The 25430-nt window shown below is 34.7% G+C and carries 19 protein-coding genes; 2 read left to right on the forward strand and 17 right to left on the reverse strand.

Going from position 1 to position 25430, the window contains the following annotated elements:
* Positions 1-85 precede the first annotated feature (85 nt).
* The 14 genes from queG to Q0921_RS09095 form a co-directional block, all read right to left on the reverse strand.
* On the reverse strand, positions 86-1009 hold the full coding sequence (queG, locus tag Q0921_RS09030) for a tRNA epoxyqueuosine(34) reductase QueG (protein ID WP_299255990.1): 924 nt from the start codon (positions 1007-1009) through the stop codon (positions 86-88).
* A gap of 5 nt (positions 1010-1014) precedes the next feature.
* On the reverse strand, positions 1015-2337 hold the full coding sequence (locus tag Q0921_RS09035) for a cytochrome P450 (RefSeq protein WP_299255991.1): 1323 nt from the start codon (positions 2335-2337) through the stop codon (positions 1015-1017).
* Between the two features lie 25 nt (positions 2338-2362).
* Positions 2363-3385 carry a Holliday junction branch migration DNA helicase RuvB gene (gene ruvB, locus Q0921_RS09040; protein WP_299255992.1) on the reverse strand — a complete coding sequence of 341 codons (1023 nt, stop codon included), beginning with the start codon at positions 3383-3385 and terminating at the stop codon, positions 2363-2365.
* Positions 3386-3527: 142 nt separating this feature from the next.
* Entirely contained in the window at positions 3528-5261 is a 1734-nt protein-coding gene (locus tag Q0921_RS09045) for a WG repeat-containing protein (RefSeq protein ID WP_299255993.1), read from the reverse strand.
* Complete coding sequence (locus Q0921_RS09050) at positions 5261-6529, reverse strand: hypothetical protein (protein WP_299255994.1); 1269 nt, start codon at positions 6527-6529, stop codon at positions 5261-5263. The genes Q0921_RS09045 and Q0921_RS09050 overlap by 1 nt, the downstream gene beginning before the upstream one ends.
* A 14-nt stretch (positions 6530-6543) precedes the next feature.
* On the reverse strand, positions 6544-6999 hold the full coding sequence (locus tag Q0921_RS09055; protein ID WP_299255995.1) for a hypothetical protein: 456 nt from the start codon (positions 6997-6999) through the stop codon (positions 6544-6546).
* Between the two features lie 150 nt (positions 7000-7149).
* Positions 7150-8970: a cbb3-type cytochrome c oxidase subunit I gene (locus Q0921_RS09060; RefSeq protein ID WP_299255996.1), complete on the reverse strand. Its 1821-nt coding sequence runs from the start codon at positions 8968-8970 to the stop codon at positions 7150-7152.
* Positions 8971-9014: 44 nt separating this feature from the next.
* Positions 9015-10091 (reverse strand): cytochrome c oxidase subunit II, encoded by a 1077-nt coding sequence (locus Q0921_RS09065; protein ID WP_299255997.1) that lies wholly within the window; start codon positions 10089-10091, stop codon positions 9015-9017.
* Between the two features lie 33 nt (positions 10092-10124).
* Positions 10125-11453, reverse strand: coding sequence for a quinol:cytochrome C oxidoreductase (locus Q0921_RS09070; RefSeq protein WP_299255998.1), 1329 nt, complete (start codon positions 11451-11453; stop codon positions 10125-10127).
* A gap of 39 nt (positions 11454-11492) precedes the next feature.
* Positions 11493-12140 (reverse strand): cytochrome c, encoded by a 648-nt coding sequence (locus Q0921_RS09075; protein WP_299255999.1) that lies wholly within the window; start codon positions 12138-12140, stop codon positions 11493-11495.
* 5 nt (positions 12141-12145) lie between these two features.
* Complete coding sequence (locus tag Q0921_RS09080) at positions 12146-12685, reverse strand: DUF3341 domain-containing protein (RefSeq protein ID WP_299256000.1); 540 nt, start codon at positions 12683-12685, stop codon at positions 12146-12148.
* Positions 12686-12689: 4 nt separating this feature from the next.
* Positions 12690-14435, reverse strand: a complete 1746-nt coding sequence (gene nrfD, locus Q0921_RS09085; RefSeq protein ID WP_299256141.1) for an NrfD/PsrC family molybdoenzyme membrane anchor subunit — start codon at positions 14433-14435, stop codon at positions 12690-12692.
* Positions 14436-14469: 34 nt separating this feature from the next.
* A complete protein-coding gene (locus Q0921_RS09090) occupies positions 14470-17595 on the reverse strand; it encodes a TAT-variant-translocated molybdopterin oxidoreductase (protein ID WP_299256001.1) in 3126 nt (1041 codons plus the stop codon).
* 56 nt (positions 17596-17651) lie between these two features.
* Positions 17652-18971 carry a c-type cytochrome gene (locus Q0921_RS09095; protein WP_299256003.1) on the reverse strand — a complete coding sequence of 440 codons (1320 nt, stop codon included), beginning with the start codon at positions 18969-18971 and terminating at the stop codon, positions 17652-17654.
* 222 nt (positions 18972-19193) lie between these two features.
* On the opposite strand from Q0921_RS09095, the gene Q0921_RS09100 reads away from it, so the two are divergent.
* The gene (locus Q0921_RS09100) at positions 19194-19646 is read left to right on the forward strand and encodes an SPOR domain-containing protein (protein WP_299256005.1); all 453 of its coding nucleotides are present in this window, start codon (positions 19194-19196) and stop codon (positions 19644-19646) included.
* A gap of 76 nt (positions 19647-19722) precedes the next feature.
* On the opposite strand, the gene infB is transcribed toward Q0921_RS09100, so the two are convergent.
* From infB to rimP, 3 genes are read right to left on the reverse strand one after another with little or no spacing between them, the layout of a single operon-like run.
* Positions 19723-22545, reverse strand: a complete 2823-nt coding sequence (infB, locus tag Q0921_RS09105) for a translation initiation factor IF-2 (RefSeq protein ID WP_299256007.1) — start codon at positions 22543-22545, stop codon at positions 19723-19725.
* Positions 22546-22589: 44 nt separating this feature from the next.
* Complete coding sequence (gene nusA / locus Q0921_RS09110; RefSeq protein WP_118459133.1) at positions 22590-23822, reverse strand: transcription termination factor NusA; 1233 nt, start codon at positions 23820-23822, stop codon at positions 22590-22592.
* A 12-nt stretch (positions 23823-23834) separates the two neighbouring features.
* A complete protein-coding gene (gene rimP, locus Q0921_RS09115) occupies positions 23835-24302 on the reverse strand; it encodes a ribosome assembly cofactor RimP (protein WP_299256010.1) in 468 nt (155 codons plus the stop codon).
* A gap of 261 nt (positions 24303-24563) precedes the next feature.
* Here rimP and Q0921_RS09120 point away from each other — a divergent pair, with 261 nt between their 5' ends.
* Entirely contained in the window at positions 24564-25397 is an 834-nt protein-coding gene (locus Q0921_RS09120; RefSeq protein WP_366519999.1) for a universal stress protein, read from the forward strand.
* Positions 25398-25430: the final 33 nt, after the last annotated feature.

The raw sequence follows: 25430 nt of genomic DNA on the forward strand, positions 1-25430 counted from the left end.
AAATTATTAACATTATCGCATCAAAAACAGTTAAAACGATATATACAACCGTTTGTATTATCGAATCGTCAAATAATAAAAGTTTTTATTTCAAAAAGTCAATATTCCGACTTAATCCAGAAAATTTAGTTCTTTTCACTGCTGATTTTTGAAATACTTTAGAAAACACTTCTTGGGTAATTTCTTCCCAATCTTTTTTAGTCATTTCTAATAATTCTGGCTTAGGATTAAAAAGAGGTTCATTGTGCGATTTAGAAAAACGATTCCATGGACATACATCCTGACACACATCACAACCAAACATCCAGTCATCAAACTTCCCTCTATAATCAGAAGGAATTTCCTCTTTTAATTCAATGGTGAAATAAGAAATACATTTGCTGCCATCTACTACATATGGATCTACAATTGCTTGCGTAGGACAGGCATCAATACAAGCCGTACAGGTTCCACAATGGTCCGTCACAGGAGTGTCATATTCCAAATCCAAATCCACAATCAACTCTGCGATAAAATAATAAGACCCAACTTTTTGAGTTAGCAGATTGCTATTTTTACCAATCCATCCTAATCCACTTTTTGCTGCCCAAGCTTTGTCCAACACTGGAGCCGAATCTACAAAAGCTCTCCCATGTACTTCTCCTATCTGTTCTGAAATAAATTCCTGAAGTTGTCTAAGTTTTGATTTAATTACGTGATGATAATCCTGACCGTATGCATATTTAGAAATTTTAGGAGCATCTGGATCCTTTTGAGTTTCTGAAGGGAAATAATTGAGTAATAATGATATCACACTTTTAGAACCTTCAACCAGCTTGGTTGGGTCAAGACGTTTGTCAAAATGGTTTTCCATGTAAGACATTTGTCCGTGCATATTCTGGTTTAACCAATTTTCTAGACGAGGAGCTTCCTGTTCCAAAAATTCCGCCTTACTAACGCCACAGGATAGAAAACCTAAACGTTTTGCCTCGGTCTTTATTAGCTGGGTATGTGTAGCTATATTACCCACGTGTCTTATCTTTTTTCGAATTTTAATATCGCATTTACAGGCTTTAATGTAATTAGAGGTTTGATCTCTATTTCGGATATAGATGTCGAAATTTTATATTTTCTAACTAGTTCGCTAAGTGTATAAATCATTTCATACATCGCAAAATTACTACCTACACACATTCTCGGACCAGCTCCAAAAGGAAAATACCAATCAGAATATTCTTTTTTATTATCAGAATGAAATCGATCAGGGTCAAACATGGTAGGATTTTTCCAGAAATTCTTATATCTGTGTATTTCAAAAAACGAGATAAGAACAGTTGTTCCTTTTGGTAATTTGATATCCTCGTATTCGTCGCTTTCTATGTTCACACGATCAGAAAAATACGCAGGCGGATATAGACGCATTGCTTCTTCAATACACTGTGCAGTATATTTATTCTTCTGAAACTGCTCCATTAATGACAATTCTCGGGAACCAAATTCGTTAACTTCTGTAAATACTTTATTCTGAATTTCGGGGTGTAATGCCAACAAACTTAAACAAAAAGACAATGCATTAGAAGTGGTTTCATGTCCTGCAACAAACAAAATCAATATTTCATCTATCAATCTTTCATTATCCATAGAACTGCCATCTTCATATCTTGATTCCAGCAACATATCTAATAAATCATCATAATTATCTTTTGATTTGCGTCTTTCTTCAATAATATTGTCCAGTATATCGCGAGCTTCTTGGGTTAAAGTAAGTGTGCTTTTAATTTGACCACTAAGATGAAACCACCACCTTTTATATGGCTGCCTAATTTCTCTGATCAATGATGTTTGCGCAGCTTCTGTTATATGCTGCAATCTAGCCATAGTATTACCTGTATCAGTATAACTGAACAATGATTTTGCAACTACCTTAAAAGCCAAATCATTCATCAATGGATAAATATCAAAGGAAACATCAGGTTCTATTCTAGATAGTTCTTCGCATATTGTTTCTCTAATTGTTTTTGCAATTACATCTATCTTCTTTTTATAAAATGCTGGTTGTATAAGTCTGCGTTGTCTTAACCAATGATCTCCATTAGAGGTTAACAAACCATTTCCGATGTACTTACCTAAGTCCTTTGTCTGAAGTGGAGACTTATGATATTTTTTATGCTGATTTTGCAACATATGTTTGGCAAAACCGGCATCTCTGGTGAAGATAACTGAATTTCCAAATCCTAAATTCACTTTAAATACATCTCCATGCTTTTCGAAATTCTTATGATGAAAAGGCAAAGGGTTATTTAAAATATTTTTAGCATTTTTGAGAACTTCAAAAAACGAGACTTTAGGGATTGCCATACTTTTATTTTTTTACTAAACTGAGTTAGAACAATCCTCCTTGGATTCCACCTTTTACTCGTCCTAGATGTTTATAAGCTGCTTCCGTTACTTCTCTACCTCTGGGTGTACGCATTATAAACCCTTGTTGAATCAAAAAAGGTTCATATACTTCCTCAATAGTTTCAGCACTTTCACTTACGGCTGTTGCAATGGTTGTTAACCCTACTGGACCACCTTTGAACTTATCAATCATTGTGGCTAAGATTTTATTATCCATTTCATCAAGACCGTGTGCATCCACATTAAGGGCTTTAAGAGCAAATTTAGAAATCTCTATATCAATTTTACCGTTCCCTTTAATCTGTGCAAAATCACGCACCCTACGCAGTAAAGCATTCGCTATTCTTGGAGTTCCTCTGCTTCTTCCTGCAATTTCAATCGCAGCTTCCATAGAAACTGGAACATTTAATATATGTGCACTTCTTTCTACGATAGTAGCTAACAACTCTGTAGTGTAGTATTGTAATCTGGATTGAATACCAAAACGAGCTCGCATCGGTGCTGTTAACAAACCTGATCTGGTTGTTGCTCCAACTAAAGTAAAAGGATTCAAGTTAATCTGAACTGTACGCGCATTTGGCCCACTTTCGATCATTATATCGATTTTGTAGTCCTCCATTGCCGAATAAAGATACTCTTCTACGATTGGACTCAATCGATGAATTTCATCTATAAACAATACATCTCTATCATCAAGGTTGGTTAATAACCCTGCTAAATCACCTGGCTTATCTAATACTGGACCAGAAGTAACTTTAATCCCTACCCCTAATTCATTAGCCAGAATATGTGCCAGTGTAGTTTTACCTAAACCTGGAGGTCCATGAAACAACGTATGATCAAGCGCCTCATCTCTCAAATTTGCTGCTTGAACGAAAATTTTTAGGTTTTCAAGCACCTGATCCTGTCCTGCAAAATCTTCAAAAGCTAAAGGCCTTAATGCTCTTTCTATATCTAGATCTTCATTAGAAAAATTATCACTTGACGGATTAAGGTTTTCGTTCATTTTTACAATTAGCTTTTTTTGAAGATAACAGGCTTCCTTTGTATACCTAACAAAGATAACAGAAAAAGAAAAGACTCTGTTACAAATAAGTCTTGCTTATTTTAGTTAAATCATTTCTTAATAACTAAATCACAGTTAAAATTTACTTTTCTATAAGGTCTCCCTTATAATTATAACTCTTAGCTCCATATCCGAATTTATAAATTCTATTACCATCACCATCTTCTCCAAAAAAGTTAATATCATCTTCTTCTGTATCTAACAATATTTTTCCGCGTATATCGATAAGCTTATAGGTTTCACCAAGTTTAACTGCTGTAATTCCTCGTTCAAAATCTTTTGCATCGTCATAAATGACTGGTATTACTATAGCCCCTCTGGTATTTATAAATCCATACTTACTATCATTACTAACCAATATTCTATCATCAGATAATTTATCTCCTACTCTACTTACTCCACTTACCAAACGCTCCTCCCCCTGAGCGGAAATGATATACCACTTCTCGTTTCTATAACCAAAGAGAATCGCACCTACTTCTCTTACATTCCAGTATTTTTTATCGTTAATTAGTTCATTATCCGAATTAAATAATGTTATATCATCATCTTTTTGTTCTGGCTGTATTCCTATTAAGCCATTATCAAAAGCCATGATATCATACACCAAAAGTGTATCTAAACTTTTTTTAGATCTATTTAAATGATAAAAATAGTTGTTGTCTTCATAAAAATCTCCTCCAATCTTAGCAACACCTTGATCTAAACCTGTGATTGATATTTCAGTTTCTCCTTTATTATTCAAAAACACAAGCCCATCTTCTGTATTCATTTCAAATAATTCATCATCGTTACTAAAAGGTTTTACATTATATGCTCTAAACAATGTCTCACGAGTATCAGTTTCCTTAGCAAAATATAATTTTACAGAATTCACTGTCCCGTAATAATAATATTCTTTATGAAAGACTCCATCATTATCATGGAAAAAATCTAATGACTTCATGTTTTTTCTTAAATACTCCTGAAACTCTTCTGTGTTCTTAAAATCATCGTTATTTAATTTTTTCTGGATCTGTTTTAAATAATCAAGCATTTCTGTAAAAATGTCTTCAGAGTCATCGGGAGCAACGCCATTATTTGAAGATCCACTATTGTCTAAGATTTTACCATCCATATTATAAGCTTGCATTTCTGTTACTGAAACAATTGTATCGCTAAGAGTAACGTAGGCATAATTATCTTGTGCTTTTACTAATCTAATTTCTCCTCCTTGATAATTCACTACAGGATTCTCTAGAGACACTTCTACAACATCATAATCTTTTAAGTAATCTACCTTAAACAATACATCTACACTATCTATTATTTTTGCCTTTCCCCAGTTATCACTAAAAATAAAATCGACTTCATAATTAGCGATACTATCTGTTTTCACTTCTTTATTATGATAGTAGATTTTTTTCGGTACAAAAGTTTGAGATACTCCTTGTCCTAATTCTAGAGGTTTTCTTTTTTCAGGATTTTTAAATCCAAAACTTAATGAGCTCTGATAATCTTCAAACTCCTGACTGAATATAACATTATCAAACTGAAGTAATGATTTACTTACACCAGTTGTATCAATTTTGAACTCTGACTCATAACGCTCATCCTCTTTACCAATCTTCTTAATTTCATTTGCAAAAGAACCATCAAAAAACTTAGTAAATGATTCAAATTGTTTAATATTTTTATTTACTTCTTCTTTAATCTCTTCTATTGGCTTATCATCAAATTCGGTAATAAACTCATTTAACTCTGGACTTTTTTTTGTAGATAAATTAGAGCATCCACAAATGACTACTGTTATGTATATAAATAATAGTTTTTTCATTATCTTATTATTTTAAGTTCATTAGAACCTTCGGGCTGGTATAAATAAAAATTCATTTGCTTACTAAACTCCTTACCTGTGAAAATAATCATGTCGGTTTTGTTAGTCGGGTATGTCCAAATCAATCGTCCATTGGCATTAAATTCTATAGAATAAGTGTCCTCTATAGTATATTTGTAACTATTATTCTGAATTTGTTTTAGCGATTCCCAATATGTTCTTGCAACTTCAAAATCAACATCTTGATCCAATTGTTGTTTTTCGAATTGTTTTTGGTAGAATAAATCATTGATAGCTTTTTCATCCTTTGAAAGGATCGCATCTCCTACCCTCTTATATAAAGTATTAACTTTTTGTTTTAAATTTTCATCCTTACGGAGATCTACTCCATTATTCCAAGCTTTTGGATACCAAGGCAACTTAGGTGTGAAATCTAACGTGAATTCAACAGAAGATTTTCCAGCAATCGATATTCTTTGGACATCTGCTATCGTTTGCTTCGTTGTTTCATCATAAATTGTAGCGGCGAAAGTTCCATTTTTATCAAATTTGGAATTATCAATAGGTACCACAATAATTTTTAACTTGGATGACTCTCCATCCGTAATATATCTATTAAGATTATGTTCTGTATATTTAGAATTTTCAGCTATAACAATATCATCTAAGATGACTGTATACTTATTACTATAGCTCCTTATGTTTAGCACATACGTAGGCTTAACATCATACACTTTAATCTTTTTATGAATATTAGCTAAAGGGACATCGTAAATTGGTTTAAATGTTATCTTTAATTCTCCAAAATCCTTATCACCGATAGCAGCAAGATGCTTTCCATTAACTAGATTTAATTTAAAATCTAAATCTTCTCTTTCTGCTTTCCAAATGAATTGAATATCATCATTATACGTGTTTTCAGAATTTATCAATCCTTTTTTAGCCTCAATTACTTCTAATAGTTTTTTACCATAATAATTAATAGTATCCGTTGTTAGAAAAGTATAACTATCCGATAACAAGGCTTTTTTAACAGGAACACCATCATAATGCATTCCATCGATCTCAATTTCATTAAGCCTAAAGAAGGAAACCGTGTCTAGATCGAAATCTTTATTTTCTTTTCCTATTTTAACCAATAGCGAATCCATTTCTGATTGTGAATTAGCTTTAGAAAAGTCATATTTAAGTAACAACTCTTTGTTATTAGTACAAGAACTAAACAAAAGAACTATTAATACTATAATTAATGAGTATATAGTTTTCATATTTTGAATAAGTATTATTTAGCGTTAAATATTACATCTAGAGAATCAAAACTTTTAAATACTCCATCTTCTGTATTGACACTTAAAGACAGTTCTTTTTCATCCACCTTCCATTCATAGTTAATTGAATTATCTCTTTGATCTATTTCTGGTTCTCCATACTTTTCAGAAAGTATCCCTTTAATACTTTCATAATCCTTTGGTTCATCAAAAAACTTCATTGTCATGGTTCTTCCTCTCCATCCACTTGAAAAACTTACCTTATCAATAATAATAGTATAAAATCGTAAAAAACGTTCATCATTAAGCACAAGATCATCATATCTATTTTCACTTGGTAACCCATCAAAATATTCATTTAAATTAGTTTCTATTGTTATTTCTTCGAGATTTTTCACAAGACTTTTATAATCTATTTGAGCATAACTAAAAAAAGAAGCAAATAACAATAAGACCGTTATTCTATACATATCAGCAAAGGTTTAATTGATTTAAAAAAAACTTAAGTAATAAAAAAATTCACTTTAGTGTTCTCTATCTATTTTATTAATTTTTATTCACAAAAAAGCCTTTTCACAAAAAATGAAAAGGCTTTAGAAATTTTTTATATGAATGCTCTCTTAATGATGCATTTCTTCTTCTCCATCTTGTAATGGAGTGATCTGAGAAACGTAATCCTGTCCGGCAATAACATATTCTCCGTCTTCATTTGTTTTACTATAGTCATAAGGCCATCTATATACGTGTGGAATTGCCCCAGGCCAGTTACCATGCAAATGCTCTACAGGAGTAGTCCATTCCATAGTATTTGATTTCCAAGGGTTCTGTACAGCCTTTTTTCCATAGAAAATAGAGCTTATAAAGTTATATAAGAATACCAACTGAGCTGCTGCTGTAATCAAAGCAAAAACAGTTATCAATATATTCGTATCTGCTAAATCATCAAAATAAGGGAAATTACTGTTTGTATAATAACGTCGCGGTAAACCGGCCATACCAATAAAATGCATAGGGAAGAATACTCCATAAGCACCTATTGCTGTTACCCAAAAATGAACATATCCAAGATTCTTATTCATCATTTTTCCATACATCTTAGGAAACCAGTGATAGACTCCTGCGAATAACCCATATAAGGCAGAGATACCCATTACTAAGTGAAAATGTGCTACTACGAAGTACGTATCGTGAACATTGATATCCAACGTACTATCTCCAAGAATAATTCCTGTAAGACCTCCGGTAATAAATGTAGATACTAAACCTATAGAAAATAACATCGCAGGATTTAGCTGGAGATTACCTTTCCATAGCGTGGTAATATAATTAAATGCTTTTACCGCAGATGGTATCGCAATTAATAACGTTGTAAATGTAAATACTGATCCTAAGAATGGATTCATTCCAGAGATAAACATATGGTGACCCCAAACAATCGTAGATAAAAACGCAATTGCTAAAATGGAAGCAACCATAGCTCTATATCCAAATATTGGTTTACGTGCATTTGTTGCTATAATTTCTGAGGTAATACCTAGTGCAGGTAACAATACAATATATACTTCCGGATGTCCTAAGAACCAGAATAAATGTTCAAAAAGTACTGGTGACCCTCCTTGGTTATGTAATACCTCTCCCGCAATATAAATATCACTTAAATAGAATGAAGTTCCGAAACCTCTATCCATAATAAGTAATAGTGCTGCTGATAATAATACCGGGAACGATACAATACCAATAATAGCAGTTACAAAAAATGCCCAAATAGTTAATGGCATACGAGTCATCGACATTCCTTTAGTACGTAAATTAATAACCGTTACGACATAGTTTAGTGATCCTAATAACGAAGAAGCAATAAATATTGCCATAGACACTAACCACAATGTCATTCCTGTACCAGACCCACCAATAGCCTGTGGTAACGCACTTAATGGAGGATAGATTGTCCAACCAGCCGATGCAGGTCCTGCCTCTGCAAATAGAGACATTATCATAATTACACTACTTAAGAAGAACAACCAATATGAAATCATATTCAAGAAACCAGAAGCCATATCTCTAGCTCCAATCTGCAATGGAATTAGAAGGTTACTGAATGTACCACTTAAACCAGCTGTTAATACGAAGAATACCATAATAGTACCGTGTATTGTAACCAATGCTAGATACATGCTAGGATCCATTACACCATCTTCTCCAAACTTGCCTAATAATACTTCAAAAATCGTAAATTTATGATCAGGCCATGCTAATTGCATTCTAAACAATAAAGACATTGCAATACCAATAATTCCCATAATCAAACCAGTAATCAAATACTGCTTGGAGATCATTTTGTGATCCTGACTAAAAATATATTTAGTTATAAATGTCTCTTTATGATGATGTCCGTGATCGTGATCTTCTTCGTGACCATCTACGTGTGCTATTGCTGACATACAGTTATTCTTTTAATAAAATATATTAATTTTTCTTTTTCTTCCTAGTTACTTGCTTGTGCTGATAGTTGCTCCTTAAACGTCTGCTGCGTTTTCAACCATTCATTATAATCCTCCTCAGACTCTACTACAATTTTCATTTGCATATTATAATGCGAAGCACCACAAATCTTGTTACATAACAAATAGTACTCAAATTCATAAGTTTCTAAGGCCTCATCGCCAGCTGCAACTAATTGCTTACTTTTTTCTTTTCGGATCTTGTTGATTGTAGCTACTTTTTCTACCATAAACTCACTACTCTTCATTTCTTCAGAAGTCATTATTGGCGTATAAGAAAACTCAGTAATCATTCCTGGCACTACATTCATTTGAGCTCTAAAAAACGGCATGTATGCAGAATGTAATACATCTTGTGATCGCATTTTAAAGATTACCTTTCTATTTACTGGTAAATGCAATTCATTTACAATTTTATCGTCCATTCCATAAGAATCAGATCCATCCAATCCTAGCGTATTTACACCTTCTATAAAACGAACATTTGCTTTTCCTAATACATTGTCCGCTCCAGAATATCTCGCTCTCCAATCAAATTGGTATGCGTATAATTCAATTATTAGAGGATCTCCTTCTTCTTCATCGATATTCATGATATCTGTCCAGGTAAATAATCCGTATATAATTAATCCAGCTAAAACAATAACTGGAATAATAGTCCAGATAAACTCTAATTTATCATTATCTGCAAAAAACAATGCTTTATTGTTTTTATTCCCTCTATACTTATATGAAAAGAAATGTAATAATCCTTGCGTAATGAATTGTACAATGAATATTAAGATCATTGATATAATCATCAATCTATCGTACTCAATACCGTGTTCTGAAGCCGATTCAGGAAGGAAAAATGTATGATATTGCACGAAGCAATATATAGTTAAAAGGTACATGAATATTACAAAAGCAAGCATTAACTTACCTTGTAAGTTATTGTCCTTGTCGTTAGCTACCTGAGAATTATCAAAATCTTTAACTTGAGACAACTTCAATATTTTTGACATCTGCCATAAGGAGATTCCAATAAGCGCTATAACTACTATGGTTAAGAATACAGTCATTTTTTATCTATCTTCTTTTTTACGATCTAATTTTTAATAATGAAAGTGTTTACTTTCTTCTATGTAAGGATTACCCTTTGCTAATAATGGTGCTTTAGTAAGTGCTTTAAACACTACAAATAAGAATAAACCTAAGAATAGTAATACAGCACTAATTTCAGTAACACCTATAAACCAGGACTCTCCTACCGTTGCAGGCATTACCATATTAAATATATCCACATAATGTCCACATAAGATAATAACACCAGCCATCACAACGAACCAGTTGATACGTTTGTAATCACTATTCATTAATACCAATAGTGGGAAGATAAAATTCATTACTACCATCCCAAAGAAAGGTAGCTTATAATCCTCTATACGTGTAATAAAATAAGTTACTTCTTCAGGAATATTAGAATACCAGATTAACATAAACTGAGAGAACCATAGGTACGTCCAAAATATACTCACACCAAACATAAACTTCGCTAAATCATGAATATGACTATTATTTACGAAATCCATATATCCTTTTGATTTTAAATATATTGTTATTAGTGCAATAGTTGTAATACCTGAAACAAATAAACTTGCAAAAACATACCATCCAAATAAGGTACTGAACCAGTGTGGATCAAAACTCATAATCCAGTCCCAAGAAGCCATAGATTCTGTGTATATAAAAAATACTAAGAATCCTGCTGCTATTTTGAAACTCTTTTTATACCACTTATTACCAGTTGAATCTTCATCTTGTTTTCTGGAATACTTTACAGCGAAGTGTCTATATAACATCCATCCTCCTAAGAAAAACGCTGCTCTAAAAATGAACCAACCACCATTTAACCAGCTAGCTTTTCCTTCTAATAACTTATCACCGACAACTTTTGTTTCATCAGCCCATACAAAAAGGTGATTTACATGAAAGCCTGATAAGGCAAGTATTACAAAAAGTATGATTCCTCCAGGAACTAAATACGCTGTAATAGCCTCCATCACCCTAAATAAAACCGGAGACCATCCTGCTTGCGAAGCAAACTGAATTGCATAAAACGCCAATACACCTAATGCAATCATAAAAAAGAAAAATGCTGCTACGTATAATGCTGCCCAAGGCTTATTTTGTAATTGATGTAAAGTGTGCTCATAATGGGAGTCCCCACCATGTGCATCTTCTTTACCGTGACTTTCACTTCCATGATCTCCACTTGTTGCTTTTGCATCTCCATGTCCTCCTCCGTGAGCATCGTGTGCTGCCATCTCTTTTACATCTTCGATAGTCTTAGGAGCAGATAGAAAACCATAAGTAAGCCCTAAAGCACCTATAATCACGAGGATGATAGAAAATAATCTTAATTTACTTGATAGCGTATACATATTTATATAATATCGTTATTCTTAACTTTTACTAATGCACTAATGTGCGTTATCATGATTTTCTTCTGTTGCTTGGTGAGGAATATCCTCTACTTTTGCTACTACTTTATCAGAATCAATACGGGCAGTTTTTCCTTCTAAATCTGCCTTCAATTTTTGTACATACTGCACAATCTGCCAACGTTCTTGTTCGCTTGTTTGAGAAGCATAAGACCCCATTGAATTAATACCGTAGTACATTACGTGATAAATACTACCTTCTGTAATTGCTCTACCGGCATCATCATAACTTGGAACACCTAAAATCTTTTCTCTCTGTACTAATGTACCCTTACCATCCCCTTTGCCACCGTGACAAATAGCGCAATAAATATCATACAAAGCCTTTCCTGCTTCTTCATTTTCCTTAGTGTAGCGTATTGTATTCTTTAAAGAATCTTTTGCTAATTGATAACCTTCAGTAGAATTTTTATAATCGTAAGGCATCCATCCTCTAGGAATAGAACCTTCTACAGGCAGCATTGCTTCCTGACCTCCTGGAAAAATTCCGTATTCACCATAAGTTTCATAACCTACCGGTGCATACATATTAGGCATATATTGATAATTAGGTTTTGTATCTTTTTTACAAGAAACAATACTTATCATCATTATTGCAACTACTATTATATTTATACTATTCTTCATTATTACTAATGGTTATCTTCTTGCTTATCTATTACTTTAATCTCTACCGCACCTGTATTACTTAAGAAACTTGTCATGGTATCTACATCGTGATGCGCTGCGTCTAATTCCATCAAGAAATGATCATCGGTAGTTCTAACGTCAGGGTTTTCTGCTTCTTTAAAAGGCCATAGTTTACTTCTCATATAAAAAGTAATTACCATTAAATGGGCTGCAAAAAACACTGTAAGTTCAAACATAATTGGAACAAAAGCCGGCATATTTTCGATATAGCTAAAACTTGGTTTCCCACCAATATTCTGAGGCCAATCTTCAATCATGATGTAATTCATCATAGTAATTGCTACGGTAAGTCCAACACATCCGTACATAAATGCTGTGATAGCTAACCTTGTTGGAGCTAATCCCATTGCTTTATCAAGACCGTGAACAGGAAAAGGTGTATAAACCTCTTCTATATGATAATGCTCCGCTCGTACCTGCTTTACAGCGTCCATTAGGACATCATCATCTGTATATAATGCATGTATAACTTTAGATGCCATACTTCTAGTTGTTTTTTAATTTTTCAGCTTGTCCTGCCCAATCATCGCGTTGTGCTCTTCCTGGAAAAGATCCTGTGATACTATCTAATAAATTATATTCCGTTTCGGTCATCTTACTTACTTGATCAAAAGTATAAATACCTATCTCATTAAGCTTTTTCTCCATTACTGGACCAATACCGTTAACCTTTTTAAGATCATCAGCTGTCTGAGTAGTTGCATCAAAAGCTCCTAAGTTATCCAATAGGCTACTTATATCCTTCTGACTTGCTTCATTTTCTTTAGACGGTTCAGTCTCAACAATTGCAGAAGTACCCTCATAGATCACCTTAGCTTTTACTTTAGGCAACTCATCTCTATGATCTATACCTGCTTCTCTAAGTTTTTTATATTTTTCTCCTGATGATTTCAAAATTGTTTTTACCTCTGCTTGAGCTATAACAGGGAATGTACGTGCATACAGTAAAAATAACACAAAGAAGAATCCTATTGTTCCTATAAATATTCCTATATCAACAAATGTAGGCGAAAACATTGTCCAAGATGATGGTAAATAATCTCTGTGAAGTGAAGTCACAATAATTACAAACCGCTCAAACCACATACCTATATTAACAACTATAGAAATTATAAAAGAGAACATTATACTTCTTCTTAGTTTAGGGAACCACATAAACTGTGGTGAGAATACATTACAAGACATCATTGCCCAGTATGCCCACCAATAAGGCCCAGTTGCTCTGTTTAAGAATGCATACTGTTCGTACTCAACACCAGAGTACCAAGCAACAAACAGCTCAGTTATATATGCCACACCTACTATAGAACCTGTAATCATAATTACAATATTCATCAATTCGATATGTTGTATTGTGATATAGTTTTCTAATTTAGACACCTTTCTCATTATAATAAGAAGTGTATTTACCATAGCAAATCCTGAGAAAATCGCCCCTGCAACAAAATAAGGAGGAAAGATCGTTGTATGCCATCCAGGAATAACCGAGGTAGCAAAATCAAAGGATACAATCGTATGCACAGAAAGTACCAATGGTGTTGCTAAACCTGCAAGTACTAAAGATACTTCTTCAAAACGTTGCCAATCTTTAGCTCTACCACTCCATCCAAATGAAAGGATACCATATATTTTCTTATTAAAAGGTGTAATTGCGCGGTCTCTGATCATTGCAAAATCAGGTAATAAACCAGTCCACCAAAATACTAATGATACCGAAAGATAGGTGGAAATTGCAAATACATCCCAAAGTAATGGTGAATTAAAGTTTACCCATAAAGAACCAAACTGATTCGGAATAGGCAATACCCAATATGCTAACCAAGGACGTCCCATATGTATAATTGGGAATAAACCTGCTTGAATAACCGAAAATATCGTCATTGCTTCTGCAGATCTATTAATCGCCATTCTCCACTTTTGACGGAATAACAATAATACTGCTGAAATTAAAGTTCCAGCGTGACCTATTCCTACCCACCAAACAAAGTTGGTAATATCCCAGGCCCATCCTACTGTTTTATTTAATCCCCAGGTTCCAATACCTGTAGACACTGTGTAAATTATACAACCTATTCCCCATAGGAAAGCAAAAAGAGCGATAGAAAACACAATCCACCAAGATTTATTTGCTTTACCTTCAACTGGTGCAGCAACATCCACAGTGACATCGTGGTACGTTTTATCGCCAGTTACTAAAGGTTTTCTTATAGGTGCTTCGTAATGAGACATAATCCTTTATAATTGAATTGATTCTTTATTTAGTTAATTAGGCTTCTGTAGTATTCCTTACTTTCGTGTGATACATCACATTAGGTTTAGTACCTACATGCTCCAGTAAGTGATACATACGTTTATCCTCTGTTAATTTAGCTACTTCACTATCCTTATCATTTATATCACCAAATGTCATAGCTCCAGAAGAACAAGCCGCCGAACAAGCTGTTTGGAATTCTCCATCCTTAATCGCTCTTCCATCTCTCTTAGCATCCAAAATTGTCTTTTGAGTCATTTGAATACACATAGAGCATTTTTCCATAACTCCTCTAGAACGAACAGTAACATCAGGATTCAATACCATACGACCTAAGTCATTATTCATATGATAATCAAACTCGTCATTTTCGTTATACAAGAACCAGTTAAATCTACGTACTTTGTAAGGACAGTTGTTCGCACAATATCTAGTACCTACACAACGGTTATATGCCATATGATTCTGACCTTGTCTTCCGTGAGACGTTGCAGCAACAGGACAAACAGTTTCACAAGGTGCGTGATTACAGTGTTGACACATTACCGGCTGAAATGCAACTTCTGGATTATCAGAAGGGACTTCCATCTCTCCAAACTCAGACAAGGAGCTTCCTAACCCTTTCATGTTATCTTTCTTTTTATTATCCCCATCAAAGCTATCCTCTGAAGAATAATAACGGTCAATACGTAACCAGTGCATATCACGAGATCTTCTGATCTCTGACTTACCTACAACAGGAACATTATTTTCTGCGTGACATGCTATCACACAAGCTCCACATCCAGTACACGCATTTAAATCAATAGAAAGATTAAAATGATGTCCTATTGAACGATCAAATTCATCCCAAAGATCTACTTCTGGTGAAGTTACTTCGTATTCTATATGATTCTTACTCACTTCTGGAATTGCATTCCATTCGTGTTTATCTTTTGTATTGAAAATTTCAAGAGTCGTTTCTTTGATGATATCACCACGACCCATTAATGTATTATGCAACTGCACACAAGCAAATTCGTGTGTACCTTCAGCTTTTGCCAATGTTACAGATTGAACTGCATTTTGATTTTGGTATAATGCATACGCATTTACACCTACTTGCATTTCCTCTTTTAGACCAGCTTTCTTACCGTATCCTAAAGCTAACCCAATAGATCCTTGAGCTTGTCCTGGCTGTATAATAACTGGTGCTGTTACACTAACACCATTAACAGTAACAGTGGCATAACTACCGTTTAACGCTCCGTTAGCCACATTCTCATTAATTAAACCAAGAGATTCAGATTCCGCATCTGCCCTGGAAACTGTTAAATAGTTATCCCAAGAAGCTCGAGTTATTGGATCAGGCATTTCTTGTAACCAAGGGTTATTAGCCTGTTGTCCATCTCCTAAAGCAGTTTTTGTATATAATGTAAGTTCTAGTCCATTTGATTTTGCAGTAGATAACCTTCTTGCTGCAGCACCTACATTAGGACCAGTCGGAGCTGTTTGAACTTCAGTTTCTATAGTATCTCCTTCTGGAGTAGCAATAGCAGTTTCTAACGACTCCTTTGCCAATACTGGCTTAACTAACACTCCATCGTGTAATGCTTGATTCCAAGAAGTTCCACCTAGAACACCTGTCCAAGCACTTTTAATGTAATCATTATATGTAACATTATTTCTAGTCCACTTTAATAGTGTTTCCTGAAACTGCCTTGCATCAAATAAAGGTCGAATAGTAGGCTGTACTAAACTGTAGCTTCCTTTCTTTAACTCAACATCTCCCCAAGACTCTAAATAATGAGGGGTTGTAGCAATATAATTACAACTTGAAGCAGTTTCATCCTCATGCATACTAAATGCTACTGATATATCCACTTTTTCTAAACCAGCTTTAAACTCCGCTGCATTAGAAAGAGAGTATACCGGATTAACGCCTGCAATTAAAAGACCTCCAACACGTCCTGCGTTCATATCTTTTACTAACTGAGCAACAGCTTTCGCATTACCCTGACGTATTTTTCTTGGTGTACTCTCATTAAAAGCTTTACTATTGATATGTTTATTAATATCTAAAACCAATAATTGTGCATCTACATCCTGAATTCCTGAAACAACAACAGCGTTACTTCCAGCTTTCTGGATTTGTTTAGCAGCCTTTACAACCGCTGCATCCAATTCCGCATCTAATGATCCTTTGGATCCAGCACCTGTTACATACTTATATAATGCAGCTAACACCTGTTTTTGTTGTGTAGGTGTAGCCTTAATTCTTTTATCTGCATTTGCTCCAGAAAGTGACATATTTGCCTCGAACTGAATATGCTTTGACATTTTTCCATTTTTTGGAATACGTCCTTTAGCATAACCAGAATCATATCCCCCTCCTTGCCAATCTCCTAAGAAATCCGCAGCAATACTAACAACAGTATTTACCTTAGAAAAATCATAATCCGCAAGTGCTCTTTCACCATACATCATCTCATAGGCATCTAAAGCCTCACTAGAAGAAACAGCGTCATATACTACGTGAGAAACGTTACCATATTTAGCCTTAAATTCTGATATCAATTTAGAGGTTGAAGGGCTTGCAAATGTCTGAGTCAACAATACAATTTGCTTACCACCAAGGCTATTTAGTTTAACACCAACTTCTTTATCAAGGTCTTCCCAACTAATATCTTCTTTTGCTTTTTTAGGCCCCTGTAAACGAGAACTATCATACAATGACAGAACTGACGCATGGACCCTAGCGTTTGCTTCTCCATTAGAAGTAGCAAGATTATTATTCTCTACCTTTATTGGACGACCTTCTCTTGTCTTAATTAAAACACTTGCAAAATCAAAACCATCAGCAATTGTAGTTGCATAATAGTTAGCAACACCAGGAACAATTCTTTCTGGCTGCACTACATATGGTATTGACTTAATAACTGGTCCTTCACAAGCTGCCAAAGACGCAGCTGCTGTACTAAAACCTACATATTTAAGAAAATCACGACGTGAAGTTGAAGAATTCTCCAGAGATGATTTATCCCCTAAAAACTCATCCGTAGGAACTTCCTGAACGAACTCATTTTGTTGTAGCGTCTCAACAATAGAGCTATTTTCTTTTAGCTCTTCAACACTTTTCCAGTATTTCTTGTTTGATGACATATATAATTGATATTAGCTTCTTACTTATTTTCTCGCTTAAACGAATAAATCATTTATTAATAATGGCACTTACCACATTCTAGACCACCCATTTGAGCAGCAGTGAGTTTGTCCACCCCGTACTTCTTAGACAATTCTGTATGAATTTTTTCATAATATTCGTTGCCTTCCGTTTTTACATTGGTTTCTCTATGACAATTGATACACCATCCCATAGTTAGCGGAGCATGTTGATACATAATCTCCATCTCTTCCACGGGCCCATGACATTTCTGACACTCTATTCCCGCCACACTTACGTGCTGAGAGTGATTGAAATATGCAAAATCAGGAAGATTATGAATACGAACCCATTTAACAGGCTCAGTATCCCCAGTGTAAGATTGTGTATTTTCATCCCAACCTACGGCCTTATATAATTTCTTAATCTCTCCATCATAAAATTCTTTAGAGTAATCAGCTGTTGCCGTGGCATCTGCTACCTCACTAATTGATTTATGACAGTTCATACATACATTTAGTGAAGGAATTCCAGAATGCTTAGAAACCCTAGCAGAAGAGTGACAATACTTACACTCTATCTTATTATCACCAGCGTGAATCTTATGAGAATAATGAATTGGCTGAATTGGCATATACCCTTGATCAACTCCTACTTGCATAAAATACCCATACACAAAGTAACCACTAGCTAACAACAAAAATATTGCTGTTACTAATACTAAAAATTGATTCTTTACAAATGCTTCCCATATTGGAGTCCTAGCTTCCGTCTCTGGTAATTCAACTCCGTTAGCTACTGCAAAACTCCTAAGTGTTTTGTTTACTAAAAACAACACAACTACTAACATCAGAAACACTAATGCTAAAGCCGCCAAAACAAGATTAGAAGAAACCCCGGAATCCGAACTTTTACCGTCTACATCAGGACCTCCCTTAGGAACTTCCGGTGTAGCTTTCGGCACAGAAACATACGCTAAGATATTATCAATATCTGTGTTAGTTAATTGCGGAAATGCATTCATAGGAGTTTTATTATACTCCTCCCAAATTGCCACTGCATCTGCATCACCAGAAGCAATCATAGCTGCACTATTCTTTATCCAAGAATACAACCATTCTGTATCACGCCTTTCTTTAACTCCGAACAGTGCCGGACCTGTCATCTTTTTGTAACGCTTATGACAAGCAGCACATAGCGATTTAAATAACGCTTCCCCTTTAGCTACATCTCCACCTGCGGCAGATTCCTCAGCAACAACTTCAGTTGATGCCGGTTCTTCCTGAGCAAAAACTGGATTCAATAAAGAGAATAAAAAAACAGTTCCTAAAAGTAGGAGTTTTGAGGCTGAATTTCGGTATTTCACCTGTTTCATATTATTAAGTAGAATTATCGTCTAAATTTTGGTATGGTTTTTTCACTATTAGCAAAAAACGGGTAAAAACCACGCCCATTTAATTCGACAGCAAAAGTACTATAATAAGTCGATTTTAGAAATGTTAGCGAACTGTTAAGTGCTAATTTATAACTATTCTAAATAATATTTTTAAAGGAAATTGAGTTATTAAACTTTACCTTTGTACCAAATCTATTTGTAATGAGAATTTTAAATAAAAAAAACAACCTTTTACTACTAGGTTTTTGTTTTACAGGAATCACTTATCTAAGTGCACAGGACTCTACTAATTCCGATAATCCATCGGTTTTTACCACAATAGAGATAGCTCCTCATGCCAAACCAGTCATCACTATTAATCAAGACCCTAGAATTAAGCAACTATTGGACATCAAGACGAAAATGGACAAAGAAGGTGTGCTTAGTGAGAATTACAGAGTTCAATTATATAATGGAAATATGAATGAAGCTCAAAAGGTCCTAAAGAAAGCAGAGGCTACTTTTCCGCAATGGAGAACCGACATAAAATGGGAAACTCCAGATTTTAAAGTTTGGATCGGTAACTACAGAAGTAAACTAGAAACAGACCGAGCCCTAAAGGACATTAAAAAAGAATTTGCAGGTGCATTCCCTTTTAAGCCAGAAAAAAAATAAACACCATTGCACATTAAAAAACAAAAAGCCCGATCATATGATCGGGCTTTTTCTATATTATATAAAACTTAAGGTTTTATAATTTTTTCTTCACAGCTACTTCCTGGAAAGATTCAATTACATCTCCTATTTTAATATCATTATAATTCTTGACTTGTAATCCACAATCGTATCCTTTCGACACTTCTTTTGCATCATCTTTAAATCTCTTCAGAGAAGACAATTCTCCAGTAAACACAACCACACCTTCACGGATTAGTCGTATTCCAGCATTACGGATTATCTTACCAGTTTGTACCATACAACCTGCAATAGTACCAACTTTAGAAATCTTAAATGTTTCTCTGATTTCCGCCGTACCAGTAATCTCCTCTTTCATAACCGGAGAAAGCATACCTTCCATTGCATCTTTCAGATCATTGATTGCGTCATAGATAATAGAATATGTTCTGATATCGATTTCTTCTTTATCTGCAACCTGGCGAGCATTCCCCGCAGGCCTTACATTAAATCCAATGATTATTGCATCAGAAGCCGAAGCTAACAACACATCACTCTCTGTAATAGCACCAACAGCTTTATGAATAATATTTACATGAATTTCTTCTGTAGATAATTTCTGGAAAGAATCTGTTAAAGCTTCTACGGAACCATCCACATCACCTTTAAGGATAATATTTAATTCTTTAAAGTCTCCAAGAGCAATTCGACGTCCAATCTCATCAAGCGTAATATGTCGTTGTGTTCTTACAGATTGCTCTCTATGCAATTGAGCTCTTTTAGACGCTATATCTTTAGCCTCTCTTTCATCCTCTAAAACACTAAATTTATCACCTGCTTGCGGCGCACCATCGAGACCTAAAATTGAAACCGGAGTAGATGGCCCTGCCTTCTTAACATTATTTCCTCGTTCATCCTGCATCGCCTTCACCTTTCCACTATTCTTACCAGCTAATACATAATCTCCCACACTTAAGGTTCCTGTTTGCACCAAAATTGTAGATACATATCCTCTACCTTTATCAAGGAAAGCCTCCACTACTGTTCCCGAAGCAAATCGATCTGGATTAGCCTTCAATTCAAGAATTTCAGCCTCCAATAATACTTTCTCTAAAAGCTCCTTAACTCCTAATCCAGTTTTAGCAGAGATATCGTGAGATTGAATTTTTCCACCCCAATCTTCTACCAATAAATTCATAGAAGCCAGCTTCTCTTTTATCTTTTCCGGATTAGCTTCCTGTCTATCTACTTTATTTATTGCAAAAATTATAGGAACTCCTGCGGCTTGAGCATGACTAATTGCTTCTTTTGTCTGCGGCATTACATCATCATCTGCTGCAATTACAATAATAGCTAAATCCGTAACCTGAGCACCACGAGCACGCATCGCTGTAAACGCTTCGTGACCAGGTGTATCTAAGAATGCTATTTTTTGCCCATTTTCCAACTGTACACCGTATGCACCAATATGTTGAGTAATCCCACCACTTTCTCCTGCAATCACATTCTCTTCACGAATATAATCCAGCAAAGAAGTTTTACCGTGATCTACGTGTCCCATTACAGTAACAATAGGCGCTCTTAGAACAAGATCTTCTGGAGCATCAACAATTTCTTCAATTGATTCCTCTATATCAGAAGTAACGAAATCTACCTCATAACCAAATTCATCAGCAACAATAGACAATGTCTCTGCATCCAAACGTTGATTCATCGTAACCATAATACCAAGAGACATACAAGCTGAAATTACTTGCGTTGTAGGAACGTCCATCATAGTCGCTACCTCTGAAACAGTAACAAATTCTGTTACTTTCAACACTTTACTTTCTTGTTCTTGTTGAGCTACATCATCTTCCGCTTTTTGACGGTGTTGATCACGCTTATCTCTACGATATTTTGCGGCTTTAGATTTATTTGATTTCCCTTGAAGTTTTTCAAGAGTCTCTCTAACCTGCTTTTGTACTTCTTCTTCGCTTGGCTCTTCTTTAACAACAGTTGGCCTTTTCCCTTTTCCAGGGCCACGATTTCCGGGTCCACGATTTCCAGGACCACGATTTCCAGGGCCACGATTTCCACCTCTATTTCCAGGTCCTCCAGGCTTAGAAGCACCATCTTTACTTATTCTTCTACGACGCTTTTTTGCATCTCCATCAGAAGACTTATCAGATTTCTCTTCCTTCTTTTTAGGTGGTTTCTGAAATTTAGTTAAATCAATTTTTTGACCTGTAAAATTAGGCCCATCCAATTTCTTATATTGAGTAGCAACTTTTACAGGTTCAGCTGGAGCTTCCGGTTCTTGTGAAACAGGAGACTCTTTTTTAGGAGCTGATTGCTCGGCTTGTTTTACAGCCTTTTTTTGCTCTAAATCGATAGGAGCCACTTTTGCTATTTTTATACCTTTTTTTGCAGGTCTATTAGAAACCACTTCAGGTTCCTTAGTTTGCTCCTTTTCTTTTTCTTTTACCTCTTCCTTCTTAGGAGCTTCTGCTGTTTTTGTTGCTTCTTTTTCTTCGGGCTGTTCCGCAACTTCTTCTTTCTCCTTCTTATCCAATTCGATCTTACCTACCTGCTTAGGTCCTGTTAATTGGGCTTTAGCTTTTACAACTTCACGGGCTTCAGCACGCTTGCGCCTTTCTTCCTGTTCTGTCTCTATCTGCACTCGAAGCGCTTCCTTTTCTTTTCTTTTTTCCTCACCAACCTCTTTGGAAGCCACTTTCTTACTCTTGTCTGTCTGGAATTCATCAAACAACAGCTGATAGATCTCTGTAGAAATTTTTGTGGTAGGACGTGAGTCTATCTCATGACCTTTTGAATTCAAAAAGTCAACAGCCCGATCTAGCGAGATATTGAATTCACGTAATACCTTATTTAATCTCATTGTTTTTGCTTCAGCCATAAATGCCTTTTATTTTATGCTCAAATATAAATTAATTGAAGTTATTAATCTTCAAATTCTGATTTTAATATTCTAATAACTTCACCCACAGTCTCTTCCTCGAGATCTGTTCTTTTTACTAAATCTTTAATATCTTGTTCTAAAATACTCTTAGCTGTATCTAATCCTATTTTAGCAAATTCTTCTATGATCCAAGAATCAATTTCATCAGAGAATTCTGACAACTCTACATCTTCCTCTACACCTTCTCTAAACACATCTATCTCATACCCTGTTAACTGACCTGCTAACCTTATATTATGACCGCCACGCCCAATTGCTTTAGAAACCTCTTCAGGCTTTAACATTACTTCTGCACGACCACCTTCTTCATTTAACTTTATAGAGGTTACTCTAGCAGGACTTAAAGCTCTGGTAATATATAGTTGTAAATTATTTGTGTAATTAATCACATCTATATTTTCATTTCCAAGTTCTCTTACAATTCCATGAATACGAGACCCTTTCATACCAACACAAGCTCCCACAGGATCAATTCTATCATCATACGAATCTACAGCCACCTTCGCTTTTTCACCAGGAATCCTAACCACTTTCTTAACAGTAATTAAACCATCAAACACCTCAGGTATCTCTGATTCAAATAATTTCTCTAAAAACAAAGGAGAAGTTCTAGACATCACAATTGCAGGTTTATTACCTTTTAACTCCACAGACTCAATTACTCCTCTTACATTTTCTCCTTTTCTGAAAAAATCCGATGGTATCTGTCTATCTTTAGGTAAAATAATCTCATTACCCTCATCGTCTAACAAAATAATTGCTCTATGACGAATATGATGAACTTCTGCAGTATATATCTCTCCTTCTAATTCTTTAAATTGCTTATAAATATTAGTATTATCGTGTTCATGTATTTTAGAAATTAAATTTTGACGTAATGCCAAAATCGAACGCCTTCCTAAATCTATTAATTTAACTTCCTGAGAAACATCTTCTCCTATTTCAAAATCAGGCTCTATTTTTTGAGCCTCAGAAAGAGATATTTCCTGATTTCCATCTTCTACTTCTCCATCAGCAACTACAATACGGTTTCTCCAAATTTCTAAATCTCCCTTATCAGGATTTATAATGATATCGAAATTATCATCACTACCAAATTTCTTTTTTAATGCATTTCTAAACACATCTTCTAAGATCGCCATTAGCGTAACACGATCGATTAACTTATCATCCTTAAATTCTGAAAATGAATCTATTAATGCGATGTTTTCCATATCAATTTATAATTAAAATGTTATCATAACTTTTGCGTCTTGTATTTCTTTATACGAAACACAAGCTTCTTTTGTTACAGTTATTTTTCCTTTACCCACTGGTTTCGGCTCTCTGGTTTTCCAAACCAACGTTATATTGTCATCTGTCACAGAAGTCAATTCCCCTTCAATAGTGGTATTGTCCTCTGTTTTAATTTTCAACTTTCTTCCTATATTTTTCTTATACTGGCGTTGATGTGTTAGTCCTTCAGAAACTCCCGCAGACATTACCTGCAATGAAAAATCTTCTTCTTCACGATCCAGATTATGCTCAATTGCTCTGCTTACAGCTATGCAATCTTCTACCGTCACCCCTTCATCACCATCAATGATGATCTCAATACTATTACCTCCTTGTATTTTTTGATCAATCAAAAAAAGCGTGGACCTTTCATTAAGGGCTTCTTCCAATAAACTCTGAACTTTATCTTTTAATGACATAATTAGATAAAAAGAGGGGACTTTTCGTCCCCTCAATTTGGTTTTTTAATTTCAACGGTGCAAAGATAGTAATAATATCTTAGATTCAAAACCTAGTTAAGAATGAATTTATTCGTAATTTTAAATGACTATTAAGGGATTACCTCTATGATTTATCCAAAATAACACTTGAAAGACATATTGTAGCACGGTCCTTGATTTAACCAAAAAACGAAATAAAACTGTCTTTTTATTGACAAATTCTCCTAAACACAATTAATCATGATCAAAAAAATTCTAGTACCTACAGATTTTTCTTCTCAAGCTGAAAGCGCACTTAAAGTAGCTGCTCAGATGGCTAAAAAAAACAACTGCCAAATTTATCTTTTACATATTTTAGAAATGCCAGTTCACTTAGTTGACTTAATGTCTTCTGGAGCTTCGGCTCCAGCACCAGAAGCTATTTTTTTCATGAAGCAAACTCATAAAAAGTTCGAGGAAGTCTTGGCTAATGATTATTTACAAGGTATAGAAATAATTGAAACAGTAAGCTTTGAAGATGTGCTTCATGGTATTATGGATTCTTGCAAAAAAAATGATATTGATATTATCATAATGGGATCCCATGGCTCGTCAGGGTTTGAAGAATTGTTTATTGGATCAAACGCTGAGAAAGTAGTTCGAACATCTGAAAAACCAGTACTGGTTATTAAAGAAGATTGCGACATCTTTAATGTCAATGATATTGTTTATGCTACAAATTTTGACAATGAAGACAAACCTTCTTTAATTGCAGCTCACGAATTCGCAAAGCAATTAAACGCAAAACTTCATTTATTATGGATAAACACCGCTAATAGCTTTAAAACAACAAGCGAAACCGAAGAAAAAATGAATTTAATGATCTCCGACTTGCCTATTGATAACTATACCTTAAACATTTATAATGACATTAATATCGAGAAAGGAATTCTAAATTTTGCCAATTCAATGGATGCTGGCTTAATCGGAATTAGCACCCATGGGAGAAAAGGATTATCTCACTTTATAAATGGGAGCCTTGGTGAAGATGTAGTGAATCATGCCAAAAGACCTGTCTTAACTTTCAAAATTTAGACAACGGGTTAAAGATTCACTTTCAAAAAAATC

It is taken from the genome of uncultured Aquimarina sp. (genome assembly GCF_947496855.1).
GTDB lineage: Bacteria > Bacteroidota > Bacteroidia > Flavobacteriales > Flavobacteriaceae > Aquimarina.

Coding starts and splice junctions, on each gene's coding strand:
- Q0921_RS09035 (WP_299255991.1), bottom strand. CDS start 2,337: ATGGCAATCCCTAAAGTCTCGTTTTTTGAAGTTCTCAAAAATGCTAAA.
- ruvB (WP_299255992.1), bottom strand. CDS start 3,385: ATGAACGAAAACCTTAATCCGTCAAGTGATAATTTTTCTAATGAAGAT.
- Q0921_RS09045 (WP_299255993.1), bottom strand. CDS start 5,261: ATGAAAAAACTATTATTTATATACATAACAGTAGTCATTTGTGGATGC.
- Q0921_RS09050 (WP_299255994.1), bottom strand. CDS start 6,529: ATGAAAACTATATACTCATTAATTATAGTATTAATAGTTCTTTTGTTT.
- Q0921_RS09055 (WP_299255995.1), bottom strand. CDS start 6,999: ATGTATAGAATAACGGTCTTATTGTTATTTGCTTCTTTTTTTAGTTAT.
- Q0921_RS09060 (WP_299255996.1), bottom strand. CDS start 8,970: ATGTCAGCAATAGCACACGTAGATGGTCACGAAGAAGATCACGATCAC.
- Q0921_RS09065 (WP_299255997.1), bottom strand. CDS start 10,091: ATGACTGTATTCTTAACCATAGTAGTTATAGCGCTTATTGGAATCTCC.
- Q0921_RS09070 (WP_299255998.1), bottom strand. CDS start 11,453: ATGTATACGCTATCAAGTAAATTAAGATTATTTTCTATCATCCTCGTG.
- Q0921_RS09075 (WP_299255999.1), bottom strand. CDS start 12,140: ATGAAGAATAGTATAAATATAATAGTAGTTGCAATAATGATGATAAGT.
- Q0921_RS09080 (WP_299256000.1), bottom strand. CDS start 12,685: ATGGCATCTAAAGTTATACATGCATTATATACAGATGATGATGTCCTA.
- Q0921_RS09090 (WP_299256001.1), bottom strand. CDS start 17,595: ATGTCATCAAACAAGAAATACTGGAAAAGTGTTGAAGAGCTAAAAGAA.
- Q0921_RS09095 (WP_299256003.1), bottom strand. CDS start 18,971: ATGAAACAGGTGAAATACCGAAATTCAGCCTCAAAACTCCTACTTTTA.
- Q0921_RS09100 (WP_299256005.1), top strand. CDS start 19,194: ATGAGAATTTTAAATAAAAAAAACAACCTTTTACTACTAGGTTTTTGT.
- infB (WP_299256007.1), bottom strand. CDS start 22,545: ATGGCTGAAGCAAAAACAATGAGATTAAATAAGGTATTACGTGAATTC.
- nusA (WP_118459133.1), bottom strand. CDS start 23,822: ATGGAAAACATCGCATTAATAGATTCATTTTCAGAATTTAAGGATGAT.
- rimP (WP_299256010.1), bottom strand. CDS start 24,302: ATGTCATTAAAAGATAAAGTTCAGAGTTTATTGGAAGAAGCCCTTAAT.
- Q0921_RS09120 (WP_366519999.1), top strand. CDS start 24,564: ATGATCAAAAAAATTCTAGTACCTACAGATTTTTCTTCTCAAGCTGAA.